Annotated in this window: 22 protein-coding genes; 16 read left to right on the top strand and 6 right to left on the bottom strand. The window is 61.1% G+C overall.

What is annotated here, in order from left to right; all coding sequences use genetic code 11:
* Positions 1-45: 45 nt before the first annotated feature.
* A complete protein-coding gene (recX, locus tag AC3WOY_RS18925) occupies positions 46-501 on the bottom strand; it encodes a recombination regulator RecX (protein WP_492426532.1) in 456 nt (151 codons plus the stop codon).
* Between the two features lie 62 nt (positions 502-563).
* Positions 564-1607: a recombinase RecA gene (recA, locus tag AC3WOY_RS18920; protein ID WP_492426530.1), complete on the bottom strand. Its 1044-nt coding sequence runs from the start codon at positions 1605-1607 to the stop codon at positions 564-566.
* A 245-nt stretch (positions 1608-1852) separates the two neighbouring features.
* On the opposite strand from recA, the gene AC3WOY_RS18915 reads away from it, so the two are divergent.
* The 8 genes from AC3WOY_RS18915 (at position 1853) to AC3WOY_RS18880 (ending at position 10699) form a co-directional block, all read left to right on the top strand.
* Positions 1853-2560 carry a response regulator gene (locus tag AC3WOY_RS18915; protein WP_492426528.1) on the top strand — a complete coding sequence of 236 codons (708 nt, stop codon included), beginning with the start codon at positions 1853-1855 and terminating at the stop codon, positions 2558-2560.
* Positions 2561-2569: 9 nt separating this feature from the next.
* Positions 2570-4126, top strand: coding sequence for a sensor histidine kinase (locus AC3WOY_RS18910; RefSeq protein ID WP_492426526.1), 1557 nt, complete (start codon positions 2570-2572; stop codon positions 4124-4126).
* Positions 4126-4398: a DUF4212 domain-containing protein gene (locus AC3WOY_RS18905; RefSeq protein WP_492426524.1), complete on the top strand. Its 273-nt coding sequence runs from the start codon at positions 4126-4128 to the stop codon at positions 4396-4398. The genes AC3WOY_RS18910 and AC3WOY_RS18905 overlap by 1 nt, the downstream gene beginning before the upstream one ends.
* Positions 4388-6424, top strand: a complete 2037-nt coding sequence (locus tag AC3WOY_RS18900; protein WP_492426522.1) for a sodium:solute symporter family protein — start codon at positions 4388-4390, stop codon at positions 6422-6424. Before AC3WOY_RS18905 ends, AC3WOY_RS18900 begins: the two co-directional genes overlap by 11 nt.
* Positions 6425-6524: 100 nt before the next feature.
* Positions 6525-7937 carry a circularly permuted type 2 ATP-grasp protein gene (locus AC3WOY_RS18895; protein WP_492426520.1) on the top strand — a complete coding sequence of 471 codons (1413 nt, stop codon included), beginning with the start codon at positions 6525-6527 and terminating at the stop codon, positions 7935-7937.
* A 1-nt stretch (position 7938) separates the two neighbouring features.
* Positions 7939-8901 (top strand): alpha-E domain-containing protein, encoded by a 963-nt coding sequence (locus tag AC3WOY_RS18890; protein WP_492426518.1) that lies wholly within the window; start codon positions 7939-7941, stop codon positions 8899-8901.
* A gap of 2 nt (positions 8902-8903) precedes the next feature.
* On the top strand, positions 8904-9710 hold the full coding sequence (locus AC3WOY_RS18885) for a transglutaminase family protein (protein ID WP_492426516.1): 807 nt from the start codon (positions 8904-8906) through the stop codon (positions 9708-9710).
* A gap of 110 nt (positions 9711-9820) precedes the next feature.
* Positions 9821-10699, top strand: a complete 879-nt coding sequence (locus tag AC3WOY_RS18880) for a proteasome-type protease (RefSeq protein WP_492426514.1) — start codon at positions 9821-9823, stop codon at positions 10697-10699.
* Between the two features lie 62 nt (positions 10700-10761).
* Here AC3WOY_RS18880 and purM read toward each other — a convergent pair whose 3' ends face one another.
* Positions 10762-11805, bottom strand: a complete 1044-nt coding sequence (purM, locus tag AC3WOY_RS18875) for a phosphoribosylformylglycinamidine cyclo-ligase (protein ID WP_492426512.1) — start codon at positions 11803-11805, stop codon at positions 10762-10764.
* 122 nt (positions 11806-11927) lie between these two features.
* Here purM and AC3WOY_RS18870 point away from each other — a divergent pair, with 122 nt between their 5' ends.
* Genes AC3WOY_RS18870 through panB form a run of 8 tightly spaced genes read left to right on the top strand, consistent with a single transcriptional unit; the run spans position 11928 to position 18034 of the window.
* A complete protein-coding gene (locus AC3WOY_RS18870; protein ID WP_492426510.1) occupies positions 11928-13013 on the top strand; it encodes an AI-2E family transporter in 1086 nt (361 codons plus the stop codon).
* The gene (gene hda / locus AC3WOY_RS18865; RefSeq protein ID WP_492426508.1) at positions 13010-13696 is read left to right on the top strand and encodes a DnaA regulatory inactivator Hda; all 687 of its coding nucleotides are present in this window, start codon (positions 13010-13012) and stop codon (positions 13694-13696) included. The genes AC3WOY_RS18870 and hda overlap by 4 nt, the downstream gene beginning before the upstream one ends.
* Positions 13693-14364, top strand: coding sequence for a histidinol-phosphatase (locus AC3WOY_RS18860; protein WP_492426506.1), 672 nt, complete (start codon positions 13693-13695; stop codon positions 14362-14364). The genes hda and AC3WOY_RS18860 overlap by 4 nt, the downstream gene beginning before the upstream one ends.
* Positions 14357-15721: a polynucleotide adenylyltransferase PcnB gene (pcnB, locus tag AC3WOY_RS18855; protein WP_492426504.1), complete on the top strand. Its 1365-nt coding sequence runs from the start codon at positions 14357-14359 to the stop codon at positions 15719-15721. The genes AC3WOY_RS18860 and pcnB overlap by 8 nt, the downstream gene beginning before the upstream one ends.
* Positions 15718-16203, top strand: a complete 486-nt coding sequence (folK, locus tag AC3WOY_RS18850) for a 2-amino-4-hydroxy-6-hydroxymethyldihydropteridine diphosphokinase (protein WP_492426502.1) — start codon at positions 15718-15720, stop codon at positions 16201-16203. Before pcnB ends, folK begins: the two co-directional genes overlap by 4 nt.
* A gap of 3 nt (positions 16204-16206) precedes the next feature.
* Positions 16207-16554: a DMT family protein gene (locus tag AC3WOY_RS18845; RefSeq protein ID WP_492426500.1), complete on the top strand. Its 348-nt coding sequence runs from the start codon at positions 16207-16209 to the stop codon at positions 16552-16554.
* Positions 16551-17192: a deoxynucleoside kinase gene (locus AC3WOY_RS18840; protein ID WP_492426498.1), complete on the top strand. Its 642-nt coding sequence runs from the start codon at positions 16551-16553 to the stop codon at positions 17190-17192. The genes AC3WOY_RS18845 and AC3WOY_RS18840 overlap by 4 nt, the downstream gene beginning before the upstream one ends.
* A 2-nt stretch (positions 17193-17194) precedes the next feature.
* Positions 17195-18034, top strand: coding sequence for a 3-methyl-2-oxobutanoate hydroxymethyltransferase (gene panB / locus AC3WOY_RS18835; RefSeq protein WP_492426496.1), 840 nt, complete (start codon positions 17195-17197; stop codon positions 18032-18034).
* Here panB and can read toward each other — a convergent pair.
* From can to dnaJ, 3 genes are all read right to left on the bottom strand, one after another.
* The gene (gene can, locus AC3WOY_RS18830; protein ID WP_492426494.1) at positions 18031-18705 is read right to left on the bottom strand and encodes a carbonate dehydratase; all 675 of its coding nucleotides are present in this window, start codon (positions 18703-18705) and stop codon (positions 18031-18033) included. The genes panB and can overlap by 4 nt on opposite strands.
* A 197-nt stretch (positions 18706-18902) precedes the next feature.
* On the bottom strand, positions 18903-19529 hold the full coding sequence (locus AC3WOY_RS18825) for a chalcone isomerase family protein (RefSeq protein WP_492426492.1): 627 nt from the start codon (positions 19527-19529) through the stop codon (positions 18903-18905).
* A gap of 148 nt (positions 19530-19677) precedes the next feature.
* Entirely contained in the window at positions 19678-20820 is a 1143-nt protein-coding gene (dnaJ, locus tag AC3WOY_RS18820; RefSeq protein WP_492426490.1) for a molecular chaperone DnaJ, read from the bottom strand.
* Positions 20821-20892: the final 72 nt, after the last annotated feature.

Here is a 20892-nt window from a genome sequence, read left to right as displayed (position 1 = left end):
CCCCCGCCGGTACTTTCGGAAAGGATTTATTGCTGGGAATGGAATTCAGGCTTCGCCTTCCTCGACCGGACGCATTGCAGCCCGGATTGCCGAAGGAGAGAAACCACGCTGTTGCAAAAATCGCATCTGCTTCGCACGATCTGCGGCATCCACCGGCGGGCTGCCGAATTTTTTGCGCCAGACCTCCCGCGCCCGAGCAGCCTCATCCTCCAGGAGCCCACCCTTGATGTCCTGGATGGCATCGCCATCGATACCGTGCGACTGCAGTTCGGAGAGAATACGGCTGTTCCCGAAACGGGCGGCGCGGCGATTGACCAGCGATTCGGAAAAGCGGGACTGGGACAGGAATTTCGCCGCCTCCAGTGAATCGAGCAAGGCCTCGATATCGTCGCCTTCCTGGGCATAGCGTGCCAGCTTGCGTCCCAGTTCAAGCCGGCTGTGTTCGCGAGCGGATAAATACTTCAGAGCCCGCGCCTTTAGACTCATTTGCAGTTTTGCCATGGTGTTCCAGCAGCGCGGGCTCCCTCACGTGAAGTATTCAGGATGAAAGGAGCTGTTCCCTCTTATTCAGCTTCTGCCACGAGGGGCGGCAGTTCCGGTACGCCCAGGGCTGCGCGGACCTTGTTTTCGATCTCGCGAGCCAGATCCGGATGTTCCTTCAGGTAGTTGCGTGCGTTGTCCTTGCCCTGGCCGATACGCTCGCCGTTGTAGCTGTACCATGCACCGGACTTTTCAACGATCTTGGCTTCGGAACCCAGGTCGAGGATTTCGCCTTCGCGCGAGGTGCCCTCCCCGTACAGGATATCGAAATGCGCTTCTTTGAAAGGCGGTGCCACCTTGTTCTTCACGACCTTGACCTTGGTTTCATTGCCGATCACCTCATCGCCGGACTTGATGGAACCGGTGCGGCGAATGTCCAAGCGGACGGATGCGTAGAACTTCAGTGCATTGCCGCCCGTCGTCGTTTCCGGGTTGCCGAACATGACGCCGATCTTCATGCGGATCTGGTTGATGAAGATGACCAGGGTGTTGGTGCGGTTGATGCTGCCGGTCAATTTGCGCAGTGCCTGCGACATGAGACGGGCCTGGAGGCCGGGGAGCGAATCACCCATGTCGCCTTCGATTTCAGCCTTCGGAGTCAGTGCTGCAACCGAGTCGACCACGACCAGGTCGACGCTGCCGGAGCGTACGAGCGCATCGCAGATTTCGAGCGCCTGCTCGCCGGTGTCAGGTTGCGAAATCAGCAATTCCTGCAGGTTGACACCCAACTTCTGCGCATACACGACGTCGAGCGCATGTTCCGCGTCGATGAAGGCGCAGGTACCACCCAGTTTTTGCATTTCTGCAATAGCTTGCAGGGTCAGCGTGGTCTTGCCGGACGATTCCGGACCGTAAATTTCCACAACGCGGCCGCGCGGCAGTCCGCCAACGCCCAATGCGATATCCAGGCCGAGCGAGCCGGTCGAGACAACCTGCACCTCTTCCGCCACGGCGCCGTCCGCCATGCGCATCACGGAACCCTTGCCGAACTGCTTCTCGATTTGCGCCAACGCGGCAGCCAGTGCCTTTGCCTTTTCCGGGTTTTGCGCAGCTTTCTTGTCGTCCATAACTGTATTCTTTCGACGGTTGGGTATTAACTAGTTCGCCACCCTTTGGCTGGCGAGCCACGATTAACGTCACAGGCCATACTGTATAAAAAAACAGTGGCGTGCGCAAGCGGGAATTTTAAATATCGGGAAAACTTGATTAGGATGAGGGGAGAAGCGGGTTTTTGAAGTCGGTACTTGCTTTGCCTTGCCGCTATTAATGAAAAGCAATAGACTACTTTCCATCTGATTGCAGAGTGCCAACCATGCGTATTTTGCTCGCTGAAGACGACAGTGTACTAGCCGATGGACTGACGCGCTCGCTGCGCCAGTCCGGGTATGCCACGGACTGCGTCAAGAACGGCCTGGAGGCGGACTCCGCACTGTCGACGCAGGATTTCGACCTGCTGATCCTCGACCTCGGCCTGCCGAAAATGCCCGGCCTGGAAGTGCTGCGCCGCCTGCGTGCGCGCAATTCGCGCCTGCCGGTGCTGATCCTGACCGCCGGCGACTCCATCGAACAACGGGTCAAGGGGCTGGACCTGGGCGCCGACGACTTCATGGCCAAGCCGTTTGCGCTGTCCGAGCTGGAAGCGCGCGTGCGCGCCCTGACCCGGCGCGGCGCCGGCGGCGGACCGACCGTCATCAAGCACGGCCCGCTGTCCTACGACCAGGTGGGGCGTATCGCCTACATGAACGACCAGATGCTCGATCTTTCGGCGCGCGAGCTGGGCTTGCTGGAAGTCCTCCTGCAGCGGACCGGACGCCTGGTATCGAAGGAGCAGCTGGTTGACCACTTGTGCGAATGGGGCGAGGAAGTCAGCAACAACGCCATCGAGGTGTATGTCCACCGCCTGCGCAAGAAGATCGAGGTGGGCGGCGTGCGCATCGCCACCGTGCGCGGCCTGGGTTACTGTCTCGAAAAATTCTCCGAGCCCGCCCCGGGCACACAGAGCACACAGACTGCCGGCTGACATTCCTCCATGAGCGACGCCCACCGTCCGGATGCGGGCGTTTCCGCCTCGACCGACGCATCCCAACGCGGGAAGGCCAGCGATTTTGTCGCCGTCCAGCCGGAAGAGCGCATCCAGCGTTCGCTGTTCGGCGAAATCCTCGACTGGATGCTGGTGCCCCTGCTGCTGCTCTGGCCGATGAGCATCGCGATCACCTACCTGGTCGCGAAGTCGATTGCCAACCATCCCTTTGACCGGGCACTGGACGACCACGTGATCGTGTTGTCCCAGCAGGTGAGGGAAGCCAATGGCAAGGTCACTGCCCAGCTCTCCAGTTCGGCACGCGATATCCTGCGCGCCGACGATGTCGACAACGTCTATTTCCAGGTTCTCGGCCCGACCGGCGAATTCATCGATGGCGACGCGGATCTGCCGCTGCCGCCGTCGGACGAGGAAACGCAGCCTTCGGGCTCGGTGCGTTTCAGGAACGACACGATGCGCGGCACCGAAGTGCGCGTGGCCTATGTGTACGCCGAACTTCGTCCGCGCCGCGGTGCGCGTGAAGCCGAACGCGGCACGACCGCCCTGGTGCAGGTTGCGGAGACCCTGGACAAACGCGCCCAGCTCGCCAACGAAATCATCAAGGGCGTGATCCTGCCGCAGTTCATCATCCTCCCCGTCGCCCTGGCACTGGTCTGGTTTGCCTTGTCGCGCGGCCTGTCGCCTCTGGCCGAGCTGCAGCAGCGCATCCGTGCGCGCCGGCCCGACGACCTCAGCCCGATCGAATCCGGCCAGGTGCCGGAGGAAATCTCGCCCCTGGTGCGTTCATTCAACGACATGCTCGGCCGCCTGTCGCAAAGCATCGAAATGCAGAAGCGCTTCATCGCGGATGCGGCCCACCAGATGAAGACGCCGCTTGCCGGCATGCGCATGCAGTCCGAACTGGCGCTGCGCGAGACCAACCTGGATGAAATGCACCGCTCGCTCGAGCAATTGTCGAAGAGCTCGGAATCCGCAACGCGGCTCGTCAACCAGCTGCTTGCGCTTGCACGTGCGGAGAACCAGACGCCCGCAACCAAGCCGCTCGTGCCGCTCGAGCTATCCGAACTGGCGCGTAATGTCGTGCAGGATTGGGTGCAGCCTTCGTTCACGCACCGCATCGACCTCGGCTTCGAGCAGCCGGGCCATCCGATCATGGTGCAGGGCAATCCGGTCATGCTGCGCGAACTGCTGAGCAACCTGATCGATAACGCGCTGCGCTATACGCCGGAGGGCGGCAGCGTGACCGTGCGGGTGCGTGCCAACGCCGTGGAGGAACAGGCGATCCTGGAGGTTGAGGATACAGGCCCGGGTATTCCGCCGTCGGAACGCTCGCATGTCTTCGAACGCTTTTACCGTATCCTTGGAAGCAACGCCGAAGGCAGCGGGCTGGGACTGTCGATCGTGCGCGAGATCGCGCAGCAGCATGGCGCGACGGTAGATATCTTCAACAATCCGCACAGTCACGATCCGAGGTTTCCGGGCTGCCTGTTCCGTGTCACCATGCGCATGGAGCAGCGTCCCGAGTTCATCGAGGATATCGGGTGATGGACGACAAAAACACACACAACCGCATTCTCTACTGGAGCAAGGTCCGGCAGTTCACCTTCGTGCTGATCGCGCTCTGGTTCAGTTCGACCTTCGGCATCATCTTCTTTGCGCGCGAGTTGAGCACATTTACCGTATTCGGCTGGCCGTTCTCGTTCTACATGGCGGCACAAGGACTGATCCTGCTTTACCTGGCGATCCTGGCCGTGTATGTCATCCATATGCGCAAGCTGGACAAGTTGTTGAAGAGCGAGACCGCAGATGGCCAATGATGCCTTTTTCCGGCGGCTCGTCCGCTACTACGGCTGGTACACGGTCGGATTCATCATTTTCCTGCTCGCACTGGCGATCCTGGAAAAGGAAGGCTTTCCGCGCGCCTGGATTGGTTATATCTTCATCTTCTCCACCATTGTCGTGTACGCAGGGATCGGCGTCATCAGCCGCACTTCCGACGTTTCGGAGTATTACGTCGCCGGACGCCGCGTGCCTGCCATGTTCAACGGCATGGCGACCGCAGCCGACTGGATGTCCGCCGCCAGCTTCATCAGCCTGGCAGGCGGCTTGTACGTCCTCGGATTCGACGGCCTTGCCTACATTCTCGGCTGGACCGGGGGCTACTGCCTCGTTGCGCTGTTGGTGGCGCCCTACATCAACAAGTTCGGGCACTACACCATTCCCGACTTCCTGGCCGCGCGTTTCTCCGGCCCCTGGGGCAGCACCCCGGTGCGGATCATCGCGGTTTCGTTTACCGTCCTCGTATCGTTCACCTACGTAGTGGCGCAGATCTATGGCGTGGGTCTGATCACATCCCGCTTTACAGGCGTCGAGTTTTCGGTCGGCATTTTCCTCGGCCTGGCAAGCATCCTGGTGTGCTCCTTCCTCGGCGGCATGCGCGCCATTACGTGGACCCAGGTCGCCCAGTACATCATCATGCTGATCGCCTACATGATTCCCGTCGTGTGGCTCTCGGTGAAGCATACGAGCGTGCCAGTCCCGCAAGTGGCCTACGGCTCGGCGCTCTCGAAACTGAGCGAACGCGAGAAGCAGATCAATGAAGACCCGATGGAACAACAGGTCCGTGCAATCTTCAAGGAACGCGCCAATGAATACGCATTCAAGATTGCCGCCCTGCCCGCTTCGTGGGAAAACGGACTGGTCGAGATGCAGCGCCATGTGGAGGACCTCAAGCGCACCAACGCCTCGCTGATCGAAATCAAGGCTGCGAGCCGAACCTTGGCCGCCTATCCGAAGGATGCCGATGAAGCGCGCCGCAAATGGAGCGAAGCGCGCGCCTTCAACCTTGCACGCGCGGAGCCGGTAGTCCCGCACACCGAGCCCTTTCCCGGCAAGACACCGGAAGTGTCAGACACGAAGCGCAACAATTTCATGGCGCTCGTATTGTGCCTGATGATGGGCACTGCAGCCCTGCCACACATCCTCGTCCGCTTCTACACCACGCCCTCGGTGGCGGAAGCGCGGCGATCGGTATTATGGACGCTGCTGTTCATCATGCTGCTCTATACGACGGTTCCGGCGCTGGCAGTCCTCGTCAAGTACGATATCTATACATCGCTGCTGGGAACCGATTTTTCGAAGATACCGTCCTGGGTGTCGTATTGGGCCAGCGTTGACAAGATCAATCCGCTGGTGTCGATCACGGACATGAACAAGGACAACGTGGTCCAGCTGGCTGAAATCGTGATGGACGGCGACATCGTGGTGCTGGCGACGCCGGAGATTGCCGGGCTTCCCTACGTCATCTCGGGGCTGATCGCCGCCGGCGGCCTGGCAGCGGCACTCTCGACCGCCGATGGACTGCTGCTGACGATTTCGAATGCACTCTCGCACGACGTGTACTACAAGACTGTCGATCCCAAGGCATCGACCCAGAAGCGCGTGACGATTTCCAAGCTGCTGCTGCTCGTCGTGACACTGGTTGCCGCCTATGTAGCCTCTCTCAAACCGGGCGATATTCTATCCATGGTTGGCGCTGCATTCTCGCTGGCGTCATCGGCCCTGTTTGCTGCCCTCGTTTTGGGCGTCTTCTGGAAACGGGCGAACCAACAGGGTGCAATCGCGGGCATGGTAGTCGGTCTTGGCGTCTGCATGTACTACATGTTGCGCACCTATCCAGTGCTCGGCGGGTCTGCCGCCAATCAGTGGTTCAACATCGCGCCTATCTCGGCCGGCGTGTTCGGCGTGCCCGCAGGGTTCCTAACGATCTTTGTTGTCAGCCTGCTGACCCGGAAACCGGAACCCCGCTCCAACGCACTGGTGGACCACATCCGCATTCCTTGAGAGGTTCGTGCCCACTGGCACGTTTCTTGTTACTCTTGGTCTAATCATTCAGCAGGCGAGAGCCCGTGTTACTGCCTAACGACCGCCGAGACAGGACGCCATGCCACACTTTTTCAACGAAATGTATTCAGACGAACCCGCGGTGCGCGCGCACTACCGGAAGTTCGACAACTGGCTGCAAGGACAACCGCCGGACGTCATTGCGAGAAAGCGCGCCGAGGCCGACCTGATCTTCCGCAGGGTAGGTATTACATTCGCCGTGTACGGCAATGACGCGGGGACGGAACGGCTGATCCCGTTCGACATCATTCCGCGCATCATTCCCGCGGCGGAGTGGACGCAACTTGAAGCTGGCCTGGTGCAGCGCGTGAAGACGCTGAACATGTTCATCCACGATATCTACCACGACCAGAATATCGTGAAGGCGGGCGTTATCCCGGCCGAGCAGATCTTCAGGAATGCGCAGTACCGTCCGGAAATGCAGGGCATCTCGGTCGCCTCCGACATCTACGCGCATATCGCCGGTGTCGATATCGTGCGTGCCGGCCAGGGCGAGTTCTATGTACTGGAGGACAACCTGCGTGTGCCGTCGGGTGTGTCCTACATGCTGGAAGACCGCAAGATGATGATGCGGCTCTTCCCGGATCTGTTCTCGCAACACAAGATTGCCCCTGTCGCGCACTACCCGGACATGCTGCTCGACAACCTCCGTTCCGTGGCGCCGGTTGGCGTCACCGATCCGACCGTCGTCGTCATGACGCCGGGCATGTACAACTCGGCTTATTTCGAGCATGCCTTCCTGGCGCAGCAGATGGGCGTGGAACTGGTCGAGGGACAGGATCTCTTCGTCAACGACAATGCGGTCTACATGCGCACCACGCGCGGGCCGAAGCGCGTGGATGTGATCTACCGGCGCATCGACGATGACTTCCTCGATCCGCTGGCATTCCGCGCCGATTCCTCGCTCGGCGTGCCGGGTCTGCTTTCGGTCTACCGTGCCGGGCGGGTCACGCTGGCCAATGCAATCGGCACCGGCGTCGCCGACGACAAGTCGATTTACCCGTTCGTGCCCGACATGGTCCGCTTCTACCTGTCGGAAGAACCGATCCTCAACAACGTGCCCACCTACCAGTGCCGGAAGAAGGAAGACCTGGAATACACGCTGGTCAACCTGCCCCGGCTGGTGGTCAAGGAAGTGCACGGCGCCGGCGGTTACGGCATGCTGGTCGGCCCGGCCTCGACGCGCGACGAGATCGAGGCATTCCGCCAGCGCGTGATCGCCAAGCCGGATGGCTACATCGCCCAGCCCACGCTGGCGCTGTCCGCCTGCCCGACCTTTGTCGAATCCGGCATCGCGCCGCGCCACATCGATCTGCGCCCCTTCGTGCTGTCGGGCAAGACGGTGTCCATGGTCAAGGGTGGCCTGACGCGCGTCGCACTGAAGGAAGGCTCGCTGGTCGTCAACTCGTCGCAAGGCGGCGGAACCAAAGATACCTGGGTACTGGAGAAATAAGATGCTCAGCCGCACCGCAGACCACCTCTTCTGGATGGCGCGCTACACCGAGCGCGCCGAAAACACCGCCCGTATGCTGGATGTCAACGTCCAGACCGCCCTGCTGCCGCAGTCCATGCATGCGGCGGAACAAGGATGGAGGGCCATGCTCGGGATCTCCGAACTGCTCGATGCCTTCGACGACAAGTACGGGCTGATGACGGCCAGGGACGTCCTCGACTTCATGGTGCGCGATCCGGACAATCCGTCGTCGATCGCCTCCTGCCTTCGCCACGCGCGCGAAAATGCCCGCGCGGTGCGGGGTGCGCTGACCACCGAGGTCTGGGAAACGCACAATGCCACATGGCTCGAACTGCAGAACAAGCTCCGCAGCAGGATCCTCGAGGAAGACCCGAGCCAGTTCTTCGAATGGGTGAAATACCGCTCGCACCTGTCGCGCGGCGTGACCATCGGGACGATGCTCAAGGACGAGGCCTTCCACTTCATCCGCCTCGGCACCTTCCTCGAACGCGCCGACAACACCGCGCGCATCCTGGACGTGAAGTTCCATGGCACCGACAAGAGCGTGTTCGCAGATCACGCTGCGGACGACGAAGCACAACACGACTTCTACTACTGGGCGGCCATCCTGCGCTCCGTGTCCGGCTTCGAGATCTATCGCAAGGTCTACCGCGATGTCATCACGCCGGAACGCGTGGCCGAACTTCTGATGCTGCGCTCCGACATGCCGCGCTCCCTGCTGGCCTGCATGGATGAAGTGACGACCAACCTGGCACAAGTGCGCAATGACGCGTCCGATGATACCGAGCGCTTCGTCGGCAAGCTGCACGCGGAACTCAAGTACAGCAAGATCGACGAAATCCTCGACTCCGGATTGCACGAGTACCTGACGCAGTTCCTTGAGCGCATCTATGAAATCGGCGATCGCATCAGCCGCGATTTCCTGGTGCCGTTGACCGCGTAATCATGCTGCTGTCGATCCGCCACGAGACCGTTTATCACTACACGGCTGCCCTGACCTACACGATCCAGCAGCTTCGCCTCTCGCCGCGCCCGGACCCGCATCAGCAGGTCCGGACCTGGGATGTGCACACGGCGGGCCGGCGCAACGAATTCATCGATGCCTTCGGCAATATCGGACACATGCTCACCATCACCGGATTGCATGACGAAGTCCGGATTCTCGCCAGCGGCACGGTTTCCGTGGAGCCGCTCGATCGCGGGCGGCTACCGGGCAGCAATGTCCTGTCGCCGCTGGTGTTTACCGTGCCGACGCGCCTGACAGAGCCGGATGACGATATCGTCGCGTTCGCGATGCGCCACTTGCCGGCCGGTGCACGCAGCACCACCCTGCTCGCGCTTGCGGAGGCGATCCGCGCGTCGGTCGATTACCGGACAGGAGCGACCGAAGTCACCACGCCGGCCGCCGATGCCCTGCGCCTCGGCCAAGGCGTCTGCCAGGACCATGCGCACCTGTTTCTTTCCTGCTGCCACGTGCACGGCATCCCGGCGCGCTACGTTTCCGGCTACATCGATCCGGGCGATACCGAGCACGCCGCCAGCCATGCCTGGGTCGACGTCTGGGTGGAGGAAGTGGATTTCTCGGGCTGGGTCAGCATCGATGTCACCCATGCGTGCTTCGCCGGAGATGCCCATTGCCGGCTGGCCATCGGACGCGACTACGATTCTGCGGCGCCGGTGCGGGGTGTTCGGCATGGCGGCGGGTTCGAATCGCTGGGCGTCCGCGTTGACGTTTCGCCAATTTTTTCCTGAGCCCGCCGCACTTTCCGTGCTGTCTTTTGACGACACCGCCGGCCGCAAAACGGGCCGCTCGTCCGGCTTCGTCCTGTAGAATTCCCTTTTTGCACCCTGCTTTTGCGATCATGACTTATTGCGTCGCCATGCGCCTCGATTCGGGGCTGGTTTTCCTGTCCGATTCCCGCACCAATGCCGGCGTCGACCAGGTCGGTACGTTCAGGAAGATGACGGTATTCGAGAACCCGGGCGATCGCATGATGGTCCTGATGACGGCCGGGAACCTGTCGATATCGCAGTCGATCCGCCAGATCATCGCGGAACGCACGACCAGCAGCGGCAAGACGATCTGGACGGCCACCTCCATGTACGAAGCGGCGCAGATCGTGGGCGAAGCGGTGCGCACCGTGTACGAACGCGACGCGCACACCCTGCGCGAGTTCGGCATCGACTTCAACGTCAGCATCATCTTCGGCGGACAGATCCAGGGCGAGCGCTGCCGCCTGTTCCAGGTTTACGCCGCCGGCAATTTCATCGAAGCACACAATGAGAACACCTATTTCCAGATCGGCGAGGCCAAGTACGGCAAGCCGATCATCGATCGCGTGATCACGCCATCCACACCGCTGAATGAAGCGGCCAAGTGCGCCCTGATCTCGATGGACTCGACCCTGCGCTCGAACATTTCGGTTGGCCTGCCGCTCGACCTGCTGATCTATGAACACGATGCGCTGGCAGTCACCCGCTTTGTCACAATCGATGAAAAGAACCAGTACTTCCAAATGATCCGCAGCACCTGGGGGCAGCAACTCAAGAGTGTGTTCGAGGGCATTTCCGATCCGGTGTGGAATGCATCGCCGGACGAGGGCGCGATGGCGCTGTCGACCACCAACACACACAGCCAGCCAGTACGCGTACAGCCGCCGCACAGCCTGGCGAACGCCAATCCGCATCCTGCGCCCTTGCAGACGCTTGCGGAACAGGATGGCGGAAACAAGCAGCACTGACCTGCTGCACAAACAAAAACGGCTGCAGGATCTGCAGCCGTTTTTTATTCCGGGGTCGCTTTTTACAGCACGATCGTCTGTGCCTCTTCGCCCTGGCGCTCGCGGATTTCACCGATGCGCGTGACGCTCTCGCCGGCAGCCTTGAGCTGTGCGATGGCAGCGTCGGCGTTTTCCTTCGACACGATCACCACCATGCCGATGCCGCAGTTGAACACGCGGTGCATCTCGGCGTCGGCGACACCGCCATGCTGCTGCAGCCAGGTGAACAGCGGCGGCATGGTCCAGGCATCGCGATGCAGGACGGCCGTCAGGTTCTCGCGCAGCACGCGCGGCACGTTTTCCACCAGTCCGCCGCCGGTGATGTGTGCCATGCCCTTGACCTCCAGCTTTTCCATCAGGGACAGCAGCGGCTTCACGTAGATGTGCGTCGGTTCCATGATCACGTCCGCAAGGCGGCGACCGTGGAAATCGGCGTTCAGGTCAGGCTTGGCAACCTCGATGATCTTGCGCACCAGCGAATAGCCGTTGGAGTGCGCGCCGGACGAAGCCAGGCCCAGCACCACGTCGCCCGGAACGATCTTGCTGCCGTCGATGATCTTCGACTTCTCGACCGCGCCGACAGCGAAGCCGGCCAGGTCGTATTCGCCGTCCGGATACATGCTCGGCATTTCGGCGGTTTCGCCGCCGATCAGCGCGCAGCCGGCCAGTTCGCAGCCCTTGGCGATACCCTTGATGACGTCAGTCGCGGACGGCACGTCCAGCTTGCCGCAGGCGAAATAGTCGAGGAAGAACAGCGGCTCGGCACCCTGCACCAGGATGTCGTTCACGCTCATCGCCACCAGGTCGATGCCGACCGTGTCGTGCTTCTTGAGGTGGAAGGCCAGCTTCAGCTTGGTGCCCACGCCGTCGGTGCCGGACACCAGGACCGGCTCCTTGTACTTCTTGCTGATCTCGAACAGGGCGCCGAAGCCGCCGATACCGCCCAGCACGCCTTCGCGCATCGTACGTTTGGCAAAAGGCTTGATCGCTTCGACCAGGGCGTCGCCTGCATCGATGTCGACACCGGCGTCGCGGTAGGAAAGGGATACGTTGGAAGTGGAACTCATGTCTGGAATAAGTGCAGAGGCGGTAAAATAGGCGGTTTGGGCTTTGCAGAAACATCCAAGCCCTGACCAAAACGCTATTTTATCAAACCCGACCCGTTCAACCTGCCCCAACCTGCCGAAACATGCCATTTTCTTTCAATCCGGAGCAGAAGCAGACTTTCTTGTGGCTGGCGGTCGGGCTGGTGCTGGTGGCTTTGCTGGCCTACCTTGGCCCGGTCCTGGCCCCGTTTATCGCCGCCGGCGTCCTGGCGTATGCCCTCAACCCGGCTGTTGACTGGTTGTCATCAAAGCAGATCGGCAAACTGTCCATTCCCCGCAGCATGGCAGTCATCGTTGTCATGCTGCTCTTGCTGGCCGCCATTCTGGCGCTGATCCTGGTCGTTTTGCCGATCATGCAGAAGCAGATTCCGCTGCTGCAGGAAAAAATCCCCGGCGCCCTGACCCGCCTGAATGCTTTCCTGTCGCCGAAACTGCAAGACATCGGCATCCGCGTGCGCCTGGACGAAGTCGGCATCAAGCGGCTGGTATCCCAGTACTTCGCCACCAGCAGCGATGAAATCTGGAGTTCCGTGCTCGCCTCCGCCAAGGTCGGCAGTGCCGCGGTCCTGGGCTGGATCGCCACCCTGACCCTGATCCCGATCGCCTTGTTCTACCTGCTGCTCGACTGGCATGCCGTGCTGGCGCGCGTCCAGGCCGTCATTCCCCGTCGCTGGGTGGGCCAGGTCGTGAGCTTCGGCCAGGAAGTCGACGGCCTGCTGGCGCAGTACCTGCGCGGCCAGCTTGCGGTGATGCTCGTGCTGTCGATTTACTATGCCGGCGCGCTGGCAATGTTCGATTTCGACGTCGCCGTGCCGGTGGGCGTGCTGACCGGCCTGCTCGTGTTCATCCCCTACCTCGGTTTCGGACTCGGGCTGGTGCTCGCGTTGATCGCCGCCGTCCTCCAGTTCGAGGGGCTCCACGGCGTGGTCGTGGTTGCGGGCATTTACGGCGCCGGCCAGGTGATTGAAAGCTTTTTCCTGACGCCGCGGCTGGTGGGCGAACGCATCGGCCTGCATCCGCTGACCGTGATCTTCGCCCTGATGGCCTTCGGCCACCTGTTCGGCTTCGTCGGCGTGCTGCTGGCCCTGCCGGCGTCGGCCATCCTCGCAGTGGCGCTTGCCCACCTGCGCACCCAATACATCAATAGCAGTTTCTATCGTCAGTCATGAGGCAAATGCTGCTCGACCTGGGCGCGGAAAAACCGCAGACCCTGGATACCTTCGTCGTTGGACAAAATGCGGAACTGTCGCAGTTGCTGAGGCAGTTCGCCCAGTATGCGACGGCCATGCCCAGGGAACGCTTCGTCTACCTATGGGGGGAGGCCGGCGCCGGCAAGTCGCACCTGCTGCAGGCGCTGGCCGCCGTTCCCGGCGCGCGCTACATTCCGGCGGGCGCCGGCGACAACGACTACCTGTTCGATGACAGTGCACGGCTGTACCTCATGGACGACTGCCAGCTGCTGTCGCCGGAGGCGCAGATCTCGGCTTTCGCCCTGTTCAACCAGGTGCGCGAGAACGGCGCCCTGCTGGTCAGCGCCGGCGACAAGCCCCCTGCAGGCCTCGAATTGCGCGAAGACCTGCGCACCCGCCTCGGCTGGGGCCTGATCTATCAGGTGCACGGCCTCACCGATGAAGAAAAAATCGCCGCCTTGACACAGGCGGCACAGGCGCGCGGCATAACATTGTCGCCGGGCGTGTTACCCTATCTGATCACCCATTTCCGCCGGGATATGCGGTCCCTGTCCTCCATGCTGGACGCGCTCGATCAGTATTCGCTGGAGACCCAGCGGCCGATCACGCTTCCGCTGTTGCGCAGCCTGCTGCAGCTCGAAGGAGAATCCAAGCCACAATGAATCTCGCCTTATTCGACCTAGACCACACCCTGATACCGCTCGATTCGGATTACGAATGGGGCCAGTTCCTTGTCCGCATCGGCGCCGTGGATGCGGATGAATTCGCCAAACGCAATGCGGCGTTTTACGCGCAATATGAAGCCGGCACGCTCGATCCGGTGGAATACCTGGAATTTGCGCTCGGCACGCTGGCGCAGTTTCCGCGCAAGCAGCTCGACGAATGGCACCGGCAATTCATGGACGAAGTCATCCTGCCCGGCATCCGCCCGGCGGCGACTGACCTCGTGAAAGAGCACCTGAGGGCCGGCGACCAGGTTGCCATCATCACCGCGACCAACCGGTTCGTCACCGAGCCGATCGCCAAGGTATTCGGCGTCGACACCCTGATTGCCGCGCAACCGGAAACCACCGCTGAAGGCGAAATCACCGGCAAGCTGGTTGGCATCCCGACGTCCGGCAAGGGCAAGGTGACCCACATGAACGAATGGCTCGCCGCCCAGGGCAAATCGCTGGCCAGCTTCCCGCGCAGCTATTTCTACAGCGATTCCCAGAACGACATTCCCCTGCTGTCGGCCGTCACCCATCCGGTCGCCACCAACCCGAACGCCTTGCTCAAAGCCCATGCAGAAGCGCAAGGCTGGCCTATCCTGACACTGTTCGATGATTAAAAAGTTTATCAAGCGCATTCTCGGCGGCAAAAAGAAGGCAGAAAACCCGCACCAGCCCGTCGTGCTCGGACCGCAGGAACATGGAATCAATCCCCAGTTGCTGTCCTCGCACGCGGTGCGGGTAACGCAGACGCTGCAGGAAAACGGCTTCAAGGCATTCGTCGTCGGCGGCGCGGTGCGTGACCTGCTGCTCGGCGTGAAGCCGAAGGATTTCGATGTCGCGACCAACGCCACGCCGGAACAGGTCAAGCGCCTGTTCCGGCGCGCCTTCATCATCGGCAAGCGATTCCAGATCGTGCATGTGATGTTTGGCCAGGAAATCATCGAGGTCACGACCTTCCGCGGCGCCTCCGCGGACAGCGCCCCCAAGGATGAACATGGCCGCGTGCTGCGCGACAACACCTTCGGCGAACAGCACGAAGACGCTGCACGCCGCGATTTCACGATCAACGCGATGTACTACGATCCCGCCGCGCAGACGGTGCTCGATTACCACAACGGCATCGCCGACATCCGCAACAAGACCCTGCGCATCATCGGCGTGCCTGAAGCACGGTTCCGCGAAGACCCCGTACGCCTGCTGCGCGTAGTGCGCTTCGCCGCAAAGCTCGGCTTCACCATCGATTCCGCCACGCGCGAGCCGATCCAGGTGATGGCGCCGCTGATCAACAACGTTCCCGCAGCCCGCGTGTTCGACGAGATGCTCAAGCTGCTGATGAGCGGCCACGCCCTCGCCTGCCTGCAGCAATTGCGCAAGGAAGGCCTGCACCACGGCCTGCTGCCGCTGCTCGACGTCGTGCTGGAGCAGCCTCTCGGCGAAAAATTCGTCACGCTCGCGCTGGAAAACACGGACGAACGCGTCCGCCAGGGCAAGGGCGTATCGCCCGGCTTCCTGTTCGCTTCGCTGCTGTGGCACCAGGTCCTGGAAAAATGGAACGCCTACAAGGCCGCCGGCGAGTATCCGATCCCCGCACTGCACCTCGCTGCCGACGACGTGCTCAACACCCAGACCGAAAAGCTGGCGCTGCAGCGCCGTATCGCCACCGACATGCGCGACATCTGGGCAATGCAGCCGCGCTTCGAACGCCGCACCGGAAAGTCGCCCTACAAGCTGCTCGAACACCAGCGCATGCGCGCAGGCTACGACTTCCTGCTGCTGCGCTGCGAATCGGGTGAGCTCGATGCGGAAGTCGGCCAGTGGTGGACCGACTTCATGGCTGCAGACGGTCCCGGCCGTGAAGAACTGCTTGCCAGGAAGCCGCGCACGGAAGGCGACGCTTCCGCTCCCAAGAAGCGCCGACGCCGTGGCGGACGCAGCAAGAACAAGGCCTCGCCCGTGGAAGGCAGCGCTACATGAGCGTAGCGCAGACGCCATGCTATATCGGCATCGGCGCCAACCTTGGTGATGCCCGCGACACCGTCACCCAGGCCATCGCATTGATCGGCAAGCTGCCGCACACGCAACTTGCCGCGAAATCCAGCCTGTTCAGCACAGCGCCGGTCGATGCCGGCGGCGATGACTACGTCAACGCCGTCGTGAAGATCAACACCCGCCTCCAGCCCATGGAGCTGCTGCAGGCGCTGCAGGCGCTGGAACAGGATTTCGGCCGCCAGCGCCCCTATCGCAATGCTCCGCGCACCCTGGATCTCGACATCCTGCTGTATGGCGACCAGGTCATCTCCATCGACACGCTGGAGGTGCCGCATCCGCGCATGACGCAGCGCGCGTTCGTACTGATTCCGTTGCTCGAGATCGATCCCTTCATTACCATTCCGAAACAAGGCCCGGCGCACAGCTTCGTCACTGCCGTCGCCGCCCAGGCCATCCGGAAAATCTGAGCCATGCAAATTCCTGTTGTTGTGCAAACCGTCGGTTTGCTCGTCCTTTCGAACGTCTTCATGACGATCGCGTGGTACGGCCACCTCAAGAACCTGGCAAGCAAGCCGTGGTGGATCGCCGCTGTCATCAGCTGGGTCATCGCCCTGTTCGAATACCTGCTGCAGGTGCCGGCCAACCGCATCGGCTACACCGAACTTAGCCTCGCGCAGCTCAAGATCATGCAGGAAGCGATTACCCTCAGCGTGTTCGTTCCTTTCGCGATGATCTACATGAACCAGCCGTTCAAGCTCGATTACGTCTGGGCCGGCCTGTGCCTCGTCGGCGCCGTCTACTTCATCTTCCGCACATGAGCCTGGACCGCTACAAGTACATCGTCGTCGAAGGCCCGATCGGCGTCGGCAAGACGTCATTGACGCGCAAACTCGCCGAAGCCGCCGGCGCGCAGACACTGCTCGAACTGCCGCAGGACAATCCCTTCCTCGACAAGTTCTACCGCGACCCTTCGCGCTACGCGCTGCCGACGCAGATGTTCTTCCTGTTCCAGCGCATGAACCAGCTGCGCGACATGGCGCAGACTGACCTGTTCGACGCGCGCGTCGTGTCCGACTTCCTGCTCGACAAGGACCCGATCTTCGCGCGCCTGACGCTCGGCGACGACGAGCTGAACCTGTACCAGCAGTTGTACTCGCACCTGCGCCCGCAGGCTGCCGTGCCGGATCTCGTCATTTACCTGCAGGCCCAGCCCGAGACGCTGGTCGAGCGCGTGAAGAAACGCGGCATTGCGATCGAGGCCGGCATTTCCGAGATGTACCTCTACCGTCTTTGTGAAAGTTACAGCCGTTTCTTTTATCATTACGACGCCGCTCCGCTGCTGATCGTGAATACAGAGAACCTGAATCCGATCGAACGCGAAGACGACTTCAACCTGCTGGTACGACGCATCGGAGAAATGCGCGGCAAGCGGGAATTTTTCAACCTTGGGGAATAACTATGTCGGGATATCTGCAAGAAGGCGCACCGGCCGCATCGTTGACTCGCAGCAAGGCCGTCACTGTGCCATCGCTGCTGGCGATGAAAAATGCGGGTGAAAAGATTGCAATGCTGACTTGCTACGATGCCAGCTTTGCCGCATTGATGGATCGCTGCGGCGTGGACGTATTGCTGGTCGGCGACTCCCTCGGCAATGTCTGCCAGGGACACAACTCTACGCTGCCCGTCACGATAAGCGATATCGCCTATCACACGGCATCGGTTGCACGCGGCAACCAGACTGCCCTGCTGATCGCTGACATGCCGTTTGGCACCTACGCGACACCCGAATCCGCGTTCGACAATGTGGTAAAACTGATGCAGGCCGGCGCGCAGATGGTCAAACTGGAAGGGGGGGCATGGCTGGTTGACACAGTGAAATTCCTCACCGATCGCGCCATACCGGTATGTGCGCATCTTGGACTGACGCCGCAATCGGTGCATCAACTCGGCGGATTCAAGGTGCAGGGAAAAACTGCGGAAGGTGCGGAAAAACTGAAGGCGGATGCACTCGCCCTGCAGGAAGCCGGCGCATCGATCCTCGTGCTGGAAGCGATTCCGACGGCGCTCGGCAAGGAAGTCACCGACTTGCTCGCCATGCCGACCATCGGCATCGGCGCCGGTCCCGATTGCTCGGGCCAGGTACTGGTCATGCACGACATGCTGGGTGTATTCCCCGGTAAGAAGGCCCGCTTCGTGAAGAACTTCATGGACGGCCAGACCAGCATCGAAGCGGCCATCCGCGCCTACATCGCCGCGGTCAAGGACAAGTCCTTCCCGGCGGCGGAGCACTGCTTCTAATCGTTGTTCTCGTAACGCGCGAGGCTCTTCGGCATCTTCTCGGCCAGGTCCTCGGCGTTACTCACGGTCAGCCCGAGATCGCGCAGCAAACCGTCCTTGAGGCCGTAGATCCAGCTATGGATCGTGAGTTGCTGGCCCCGCTCCCAGGCATCCTGGACGATCGTCGTCTGGCACACGTTGACCACCTGCTCCAGCACATTCAGTTCGCACAGGCGATCCTGCCGCACACCTTGCGGCAGGACTTCGCCGAGATAGCGTTCATGCTTCTGGTGCACGTCCTGGACGTGGCGCAGCCAGTTGTCCGCCAGCCCCACACGACGGCGTGCGAGTGCGGCATGCACACCGGAGCAGCCGTAATGGCCGCATACGATCACATGCTTCACACCCAGTACGTCGATCGCGAACTGCAGGACGGACAGGCAGTTGAGATCGGTGTGTACCACGACGTTGGCGACATTTCGATGCACGAACAGCTCGCCCGGCAACAGGTTGACGATTTCATTGGCAGGTACGCGACTGTCGGCGCAACCGATCCAGAGATATTCAGGCGATTGCTGGCCGGCGAGTTTCTTGAAGAAGGTAGCGTCCTGGGCAACCATCGCCGAGGCCCAGTCGCGGTTGTTCTGGAACAGGTGTTCCAGCATGACGGAATTGGTATCGTTCTGAGTCATCTTGCATCAGTCGTAAACAGGAAGAGGAAAACCGACCGGACGCAACAAAGCGCGAAGAAGCGCGAAATTAGGCGAAGTTGGCACAGAAATTTTGCTGTGCGAGTGCGGCGCGCGGGCGGCATGACGTCCGGCACAACCGGACGCACCGCGCATTATACAGAGGACAAATCTGTCGCCCCTGAAACCCCTACACGTATTCAGGAGTTATTGCCGCGTGCGCTGGCTTCAGGCTTCTCGCCGAGCATCAGCGGCTTGAGTTGTGCGTCGACCGGCTTGTCGCCAAGCCAGATCTTCAGCAAGGCGTTATAGAACGCGACATCGGGCAGGACGTCGGACACCTTCTTGCCATTGACGTGCACCACTGTGCCCGATCCGGGAATCCAATCGGTAGTAAGCACATCTCCCTTCTTCAGCTCGGGAATGGACGCGAAAATCTCGCCAAATTTCTGCAACTGCATGATCAGCTTGGCTTTTTCGTTCTTGTCGCTGTTCTGCTGGATACCGCTCATGAAGCCGCGGCCAAGCTCTTCATTGCTCACGTCGCGCAGCATGACGATGGTGACGCGCTTGGGCCCGGGTGCGGCAAGGACGTCCTGCACAGCGGATTTTTTCTCTGGAAGGTACAGGCCGGCGACATAAACCTTGAAGATCGCCTTGTAGCGGATGCCGGCACCGTTGAGCTTGAGTTCCTGGTTCGCCAGACGCACGGTATCGTCCAGCTTGACGCCACCCACGTCGGCCGCAGATCCGTGGATGGGAAGTGACAGTACTGCTGCGGCACCAATGAGGCCGAGCGCACGGGTTACGCGAATGCCAAGCTTCATGTTGTCTCCAAAATAATATTTATGCACGGCAATAGTACGAGCGTTTCATTATCCTGAGAAAGGCTAGAGGGACAACTCTAAATCTCATATAAAAAAAAGCCGCGGGTCGCAGGGAGCCGCGGCTTTCCGAGATACAGGAATTCGAGGGTTACTCGAAGAATTCCTTGACCTTGTCCTTCCACGACTTGCTTTGCGGGCTGTGCTTCGAGCCTCCAGCCGTGGTCAGCTTTTCAAACTCTTGCAGCAATTCCTTCTGCCGATCAGTGAGCTTGACCGGCGTTTCCACCACAACATGGCAGAACAGGTCGCCGGCATAACCCGAGCGCACGCCCTTGATGCCCTTGCCGCGCAGACGGAAAGTCTTGCCGGACTGCGTGCCTTCCGGCAGCGTGAAGGATGCCTTGCCATTGAGCGTCGGCACTTCGACTTCCCCGCCCAGTGCCGCCTTGGCAAACGATACGGGAATCTCGCAGTGCAGGTCATCGCCGTCACGCTGGAATACCGTGTGCGGCTTGATGCGGATCTCCACATAGAGGTCGCCAGGTGGCCCGCCGTTCATGCCCGGCTCGCCGTTGCCCGACGAGCGGATGCGCATGCCGTCGTCGATGCCGGCCGGAATCTTCACTTCCAGTGTCTTGTTGCGCTTGATGCGACCCGCGCCGCTGCACGTCGGGCAGGGATTGGGAATCATCTTGCCGGTGCCATGGCACTTCGGGCAGGTCTGCTGGATGCTGAAGAAGCCCTGCTGCATGCGCACCTGCCCCTGTCCGCCGCAGGTGGTACAGGTCGTGGGCGAGGTGCCCGGTTTTGCACCGGATCCGTGGCAGGTGTCGCATTCATCCCAGGACGGCACGCGGATGGTGGTGTCGTAACCGTGCGCCGCCTGCTCGAGCGTAATCTCCAGGTTGTAGCGCAGGTCGGCGCCACGGTAGACCTGCGGGCCGGCACCGCGGCCGCCGCGCGCACTCTGGCCGAAGATATCGCCGAAAATGTCGCCGAACGCGTCGGAAAATCCGCCGCCGAAACCGGCGCCACCCGCACCAAAACCACCGCCGCCCATGTTCGGATCGACACCGGCATGGCCGTAACGGTCATAGGCTTCACGCTTGCCGGCGTCGGAAAGCATCTCGTAGGCTTCTTTCGCCTCCTTGAACTTCTCTTCCGCGCCCTTGCTGTCCGGATTGCGGTCCGGGTGGTACTTCATCGCGAGCTTGCGATACGCCTTCTTGATTTCTTCCTCGGAAGCGTTCTTCGCTACACCCAGAATCTCGTAAAAATCTCGCTTTGACATCTTGTAGGCGTCCTGTTTCTAAACGCAAAACGCCGAGTCGAGGATCTGGAGGATCGCATCGGCTCGGCGGGC

Source organism: Noviherbaspirillum sp. FW303-A3, from assembly GCF_058788695.1.
Note: the sequence above shows the minus strand (reverse complement) of the source record. Positions and strands in the feature narration are given on the sequence as shown.

Bases quoted from the DNA above. Each gene is read 5' to 3' on its own strand.
- recX (WP_492426532.1), bottom strand. From the start codon at position 501: ATGGCAAAACTGCAAATGAGTCTAAAGGCGCGGGCTCTGAAGTATTTA.
- recA (WP_492426530.1), bottom strand. From the start codon at position 1,607: ATGGACGACAAGAAAGCTGCGCAAAACCCGGAAAAGGCAAAGGCACTG.
- AC3WOY_RS18915 (WP_492426528.1), top strand. From the start codon at position 1,853: ATGCGTATTTTGCTCGCTGAAGACGACAGTGTACTAGCCGATGGACTG.
- AC3WOY_RS18910 (WP_492426526.1), top strand. From the start codon at position 2,570: ATGAGCGACGCCCACCGTCCGGATGCGGGCGTTTCCGCCTCGACCGAC.
- AC3WOY_RS18905 (WP_492426524.1), top strand. From the start codon at position 4,126: ATGGACGACAAAAACACACACAACCGCATTCTCTACTGGAGCAAGGTC.
- AC3WOY_RS18900 (WP_492426522.1), top strand. From the start codon at position 4,388: ATGGCCAATGATGCCTTTTTCCGGCGGCTCGTCCGCTACTACGGCTGG.
- AC3WOY_RS18895 (WP_492426520.1), top strand. From the start codon at position 6,525: ATGCCACACTTTTTCAACGAAATGTATTCAGACGAACCCGCGGTGCGC.
- AC3WOY_RS18890 (WP_492426518.1), top strand. From the start codon at position 7,939: ATGCTCAGCCGCACCGCAGACCACCTCTTCTGGATGGCGCGCTACACC.
- AC3WOY_RS18885 (WP_492426516.1), top strand. From the start codon at position 8,904: ATGCTGCTGTCGATCCGCCACGAGACCGTTTATCACTACACGGCTGCC.
- AC3WOY_RS18880 (WP_492426514.1), top strand. From the start codon at position 9,821: ATGACTTATTGCGTCGCCATGCGCCTCGATTCGGGGCTGGTTTTCCTG.
- purM (WP_492426512.1), bottom strand. From the start codon at position 11,805: ATGAGTTCCACTTCCAACGTATCCCTTTCCTACCGCGACGCCGGTGTC.
- AC3WOY_RS18870 (WP_492426510.1), top strand. From the start codon at position 11,928: ATGCCATTTTCTTTCAATCCGGAGCAGAAGCAGACTTTCTTGTGGCTG.
- hda (WP_492426508.1), top strand. From the start codon at position 13,010: ATGAGGCAAATGCTGCTCGACCTGGGCGCGGAAAAACCGCAGACCCTG.
- AC3WOY_RS18860 (WP_492426506.1), top strand. From the start codon at position 13,693: ATGAATCTCGCCTTATTCGACCTAGACCACACCCTGATACCGCTCGAT.
- pcnB (WP_492426504.1), top strand. From the start codon at position 14,357: ATGATTAAAAAGTTTATCAAGCGCATTCTCGGCGGCAAAAAGAAGGCA.
- folK (WP_492426502.1), top strand. From the start codon at position 15,718: ATGAGCGTAGCGCAGACGCCATGCTATATCGGCATCGGCGCCAACCTT.
- AC3WOY_RS18845 (WP_492426500.1), top strand. From the start codon at position 16,207: ATGCAAATTCCTGTTGTTGTGCAAACCGTCGGTTTGCTCGTCCTTTCG.
- AC3WOY_RS18840 (WP_492426498.1), top strand. From the start codon at position 16,551: ATGAGCCTGGACCGCTACAAGTACATCGTCGTCGAAGGCCCGATCGGC.
- panB (WP_492426496.1), top strand. From the start codon at position 17,195: ATGTCGGGATATCTGCAAGAAGGCGCACCGGCCGCATCGTTGACTCGC.
- can (WP_492426494.1), bottom strand. From the start codon at position 18,705: ATGACTCAGAACGATACCAATTCCGTCATGCTGGAACACCTGTTCCAG.
- AC3WOY_RS18825 (WP_492426492.1), bottom strand. From the start codon at position 19,529: ATGAAGCTTGGCATTCGCGTAACCCGTGCGCTCGGCCTCATTGGTGCC.
- dnaJ (WP_492426490.1), bottom strand. From the start codon at position 20,820: ATGTCAAAGCGAGATTTTTACGAGATTCTGGGTGTAGCGAAGAACGCT.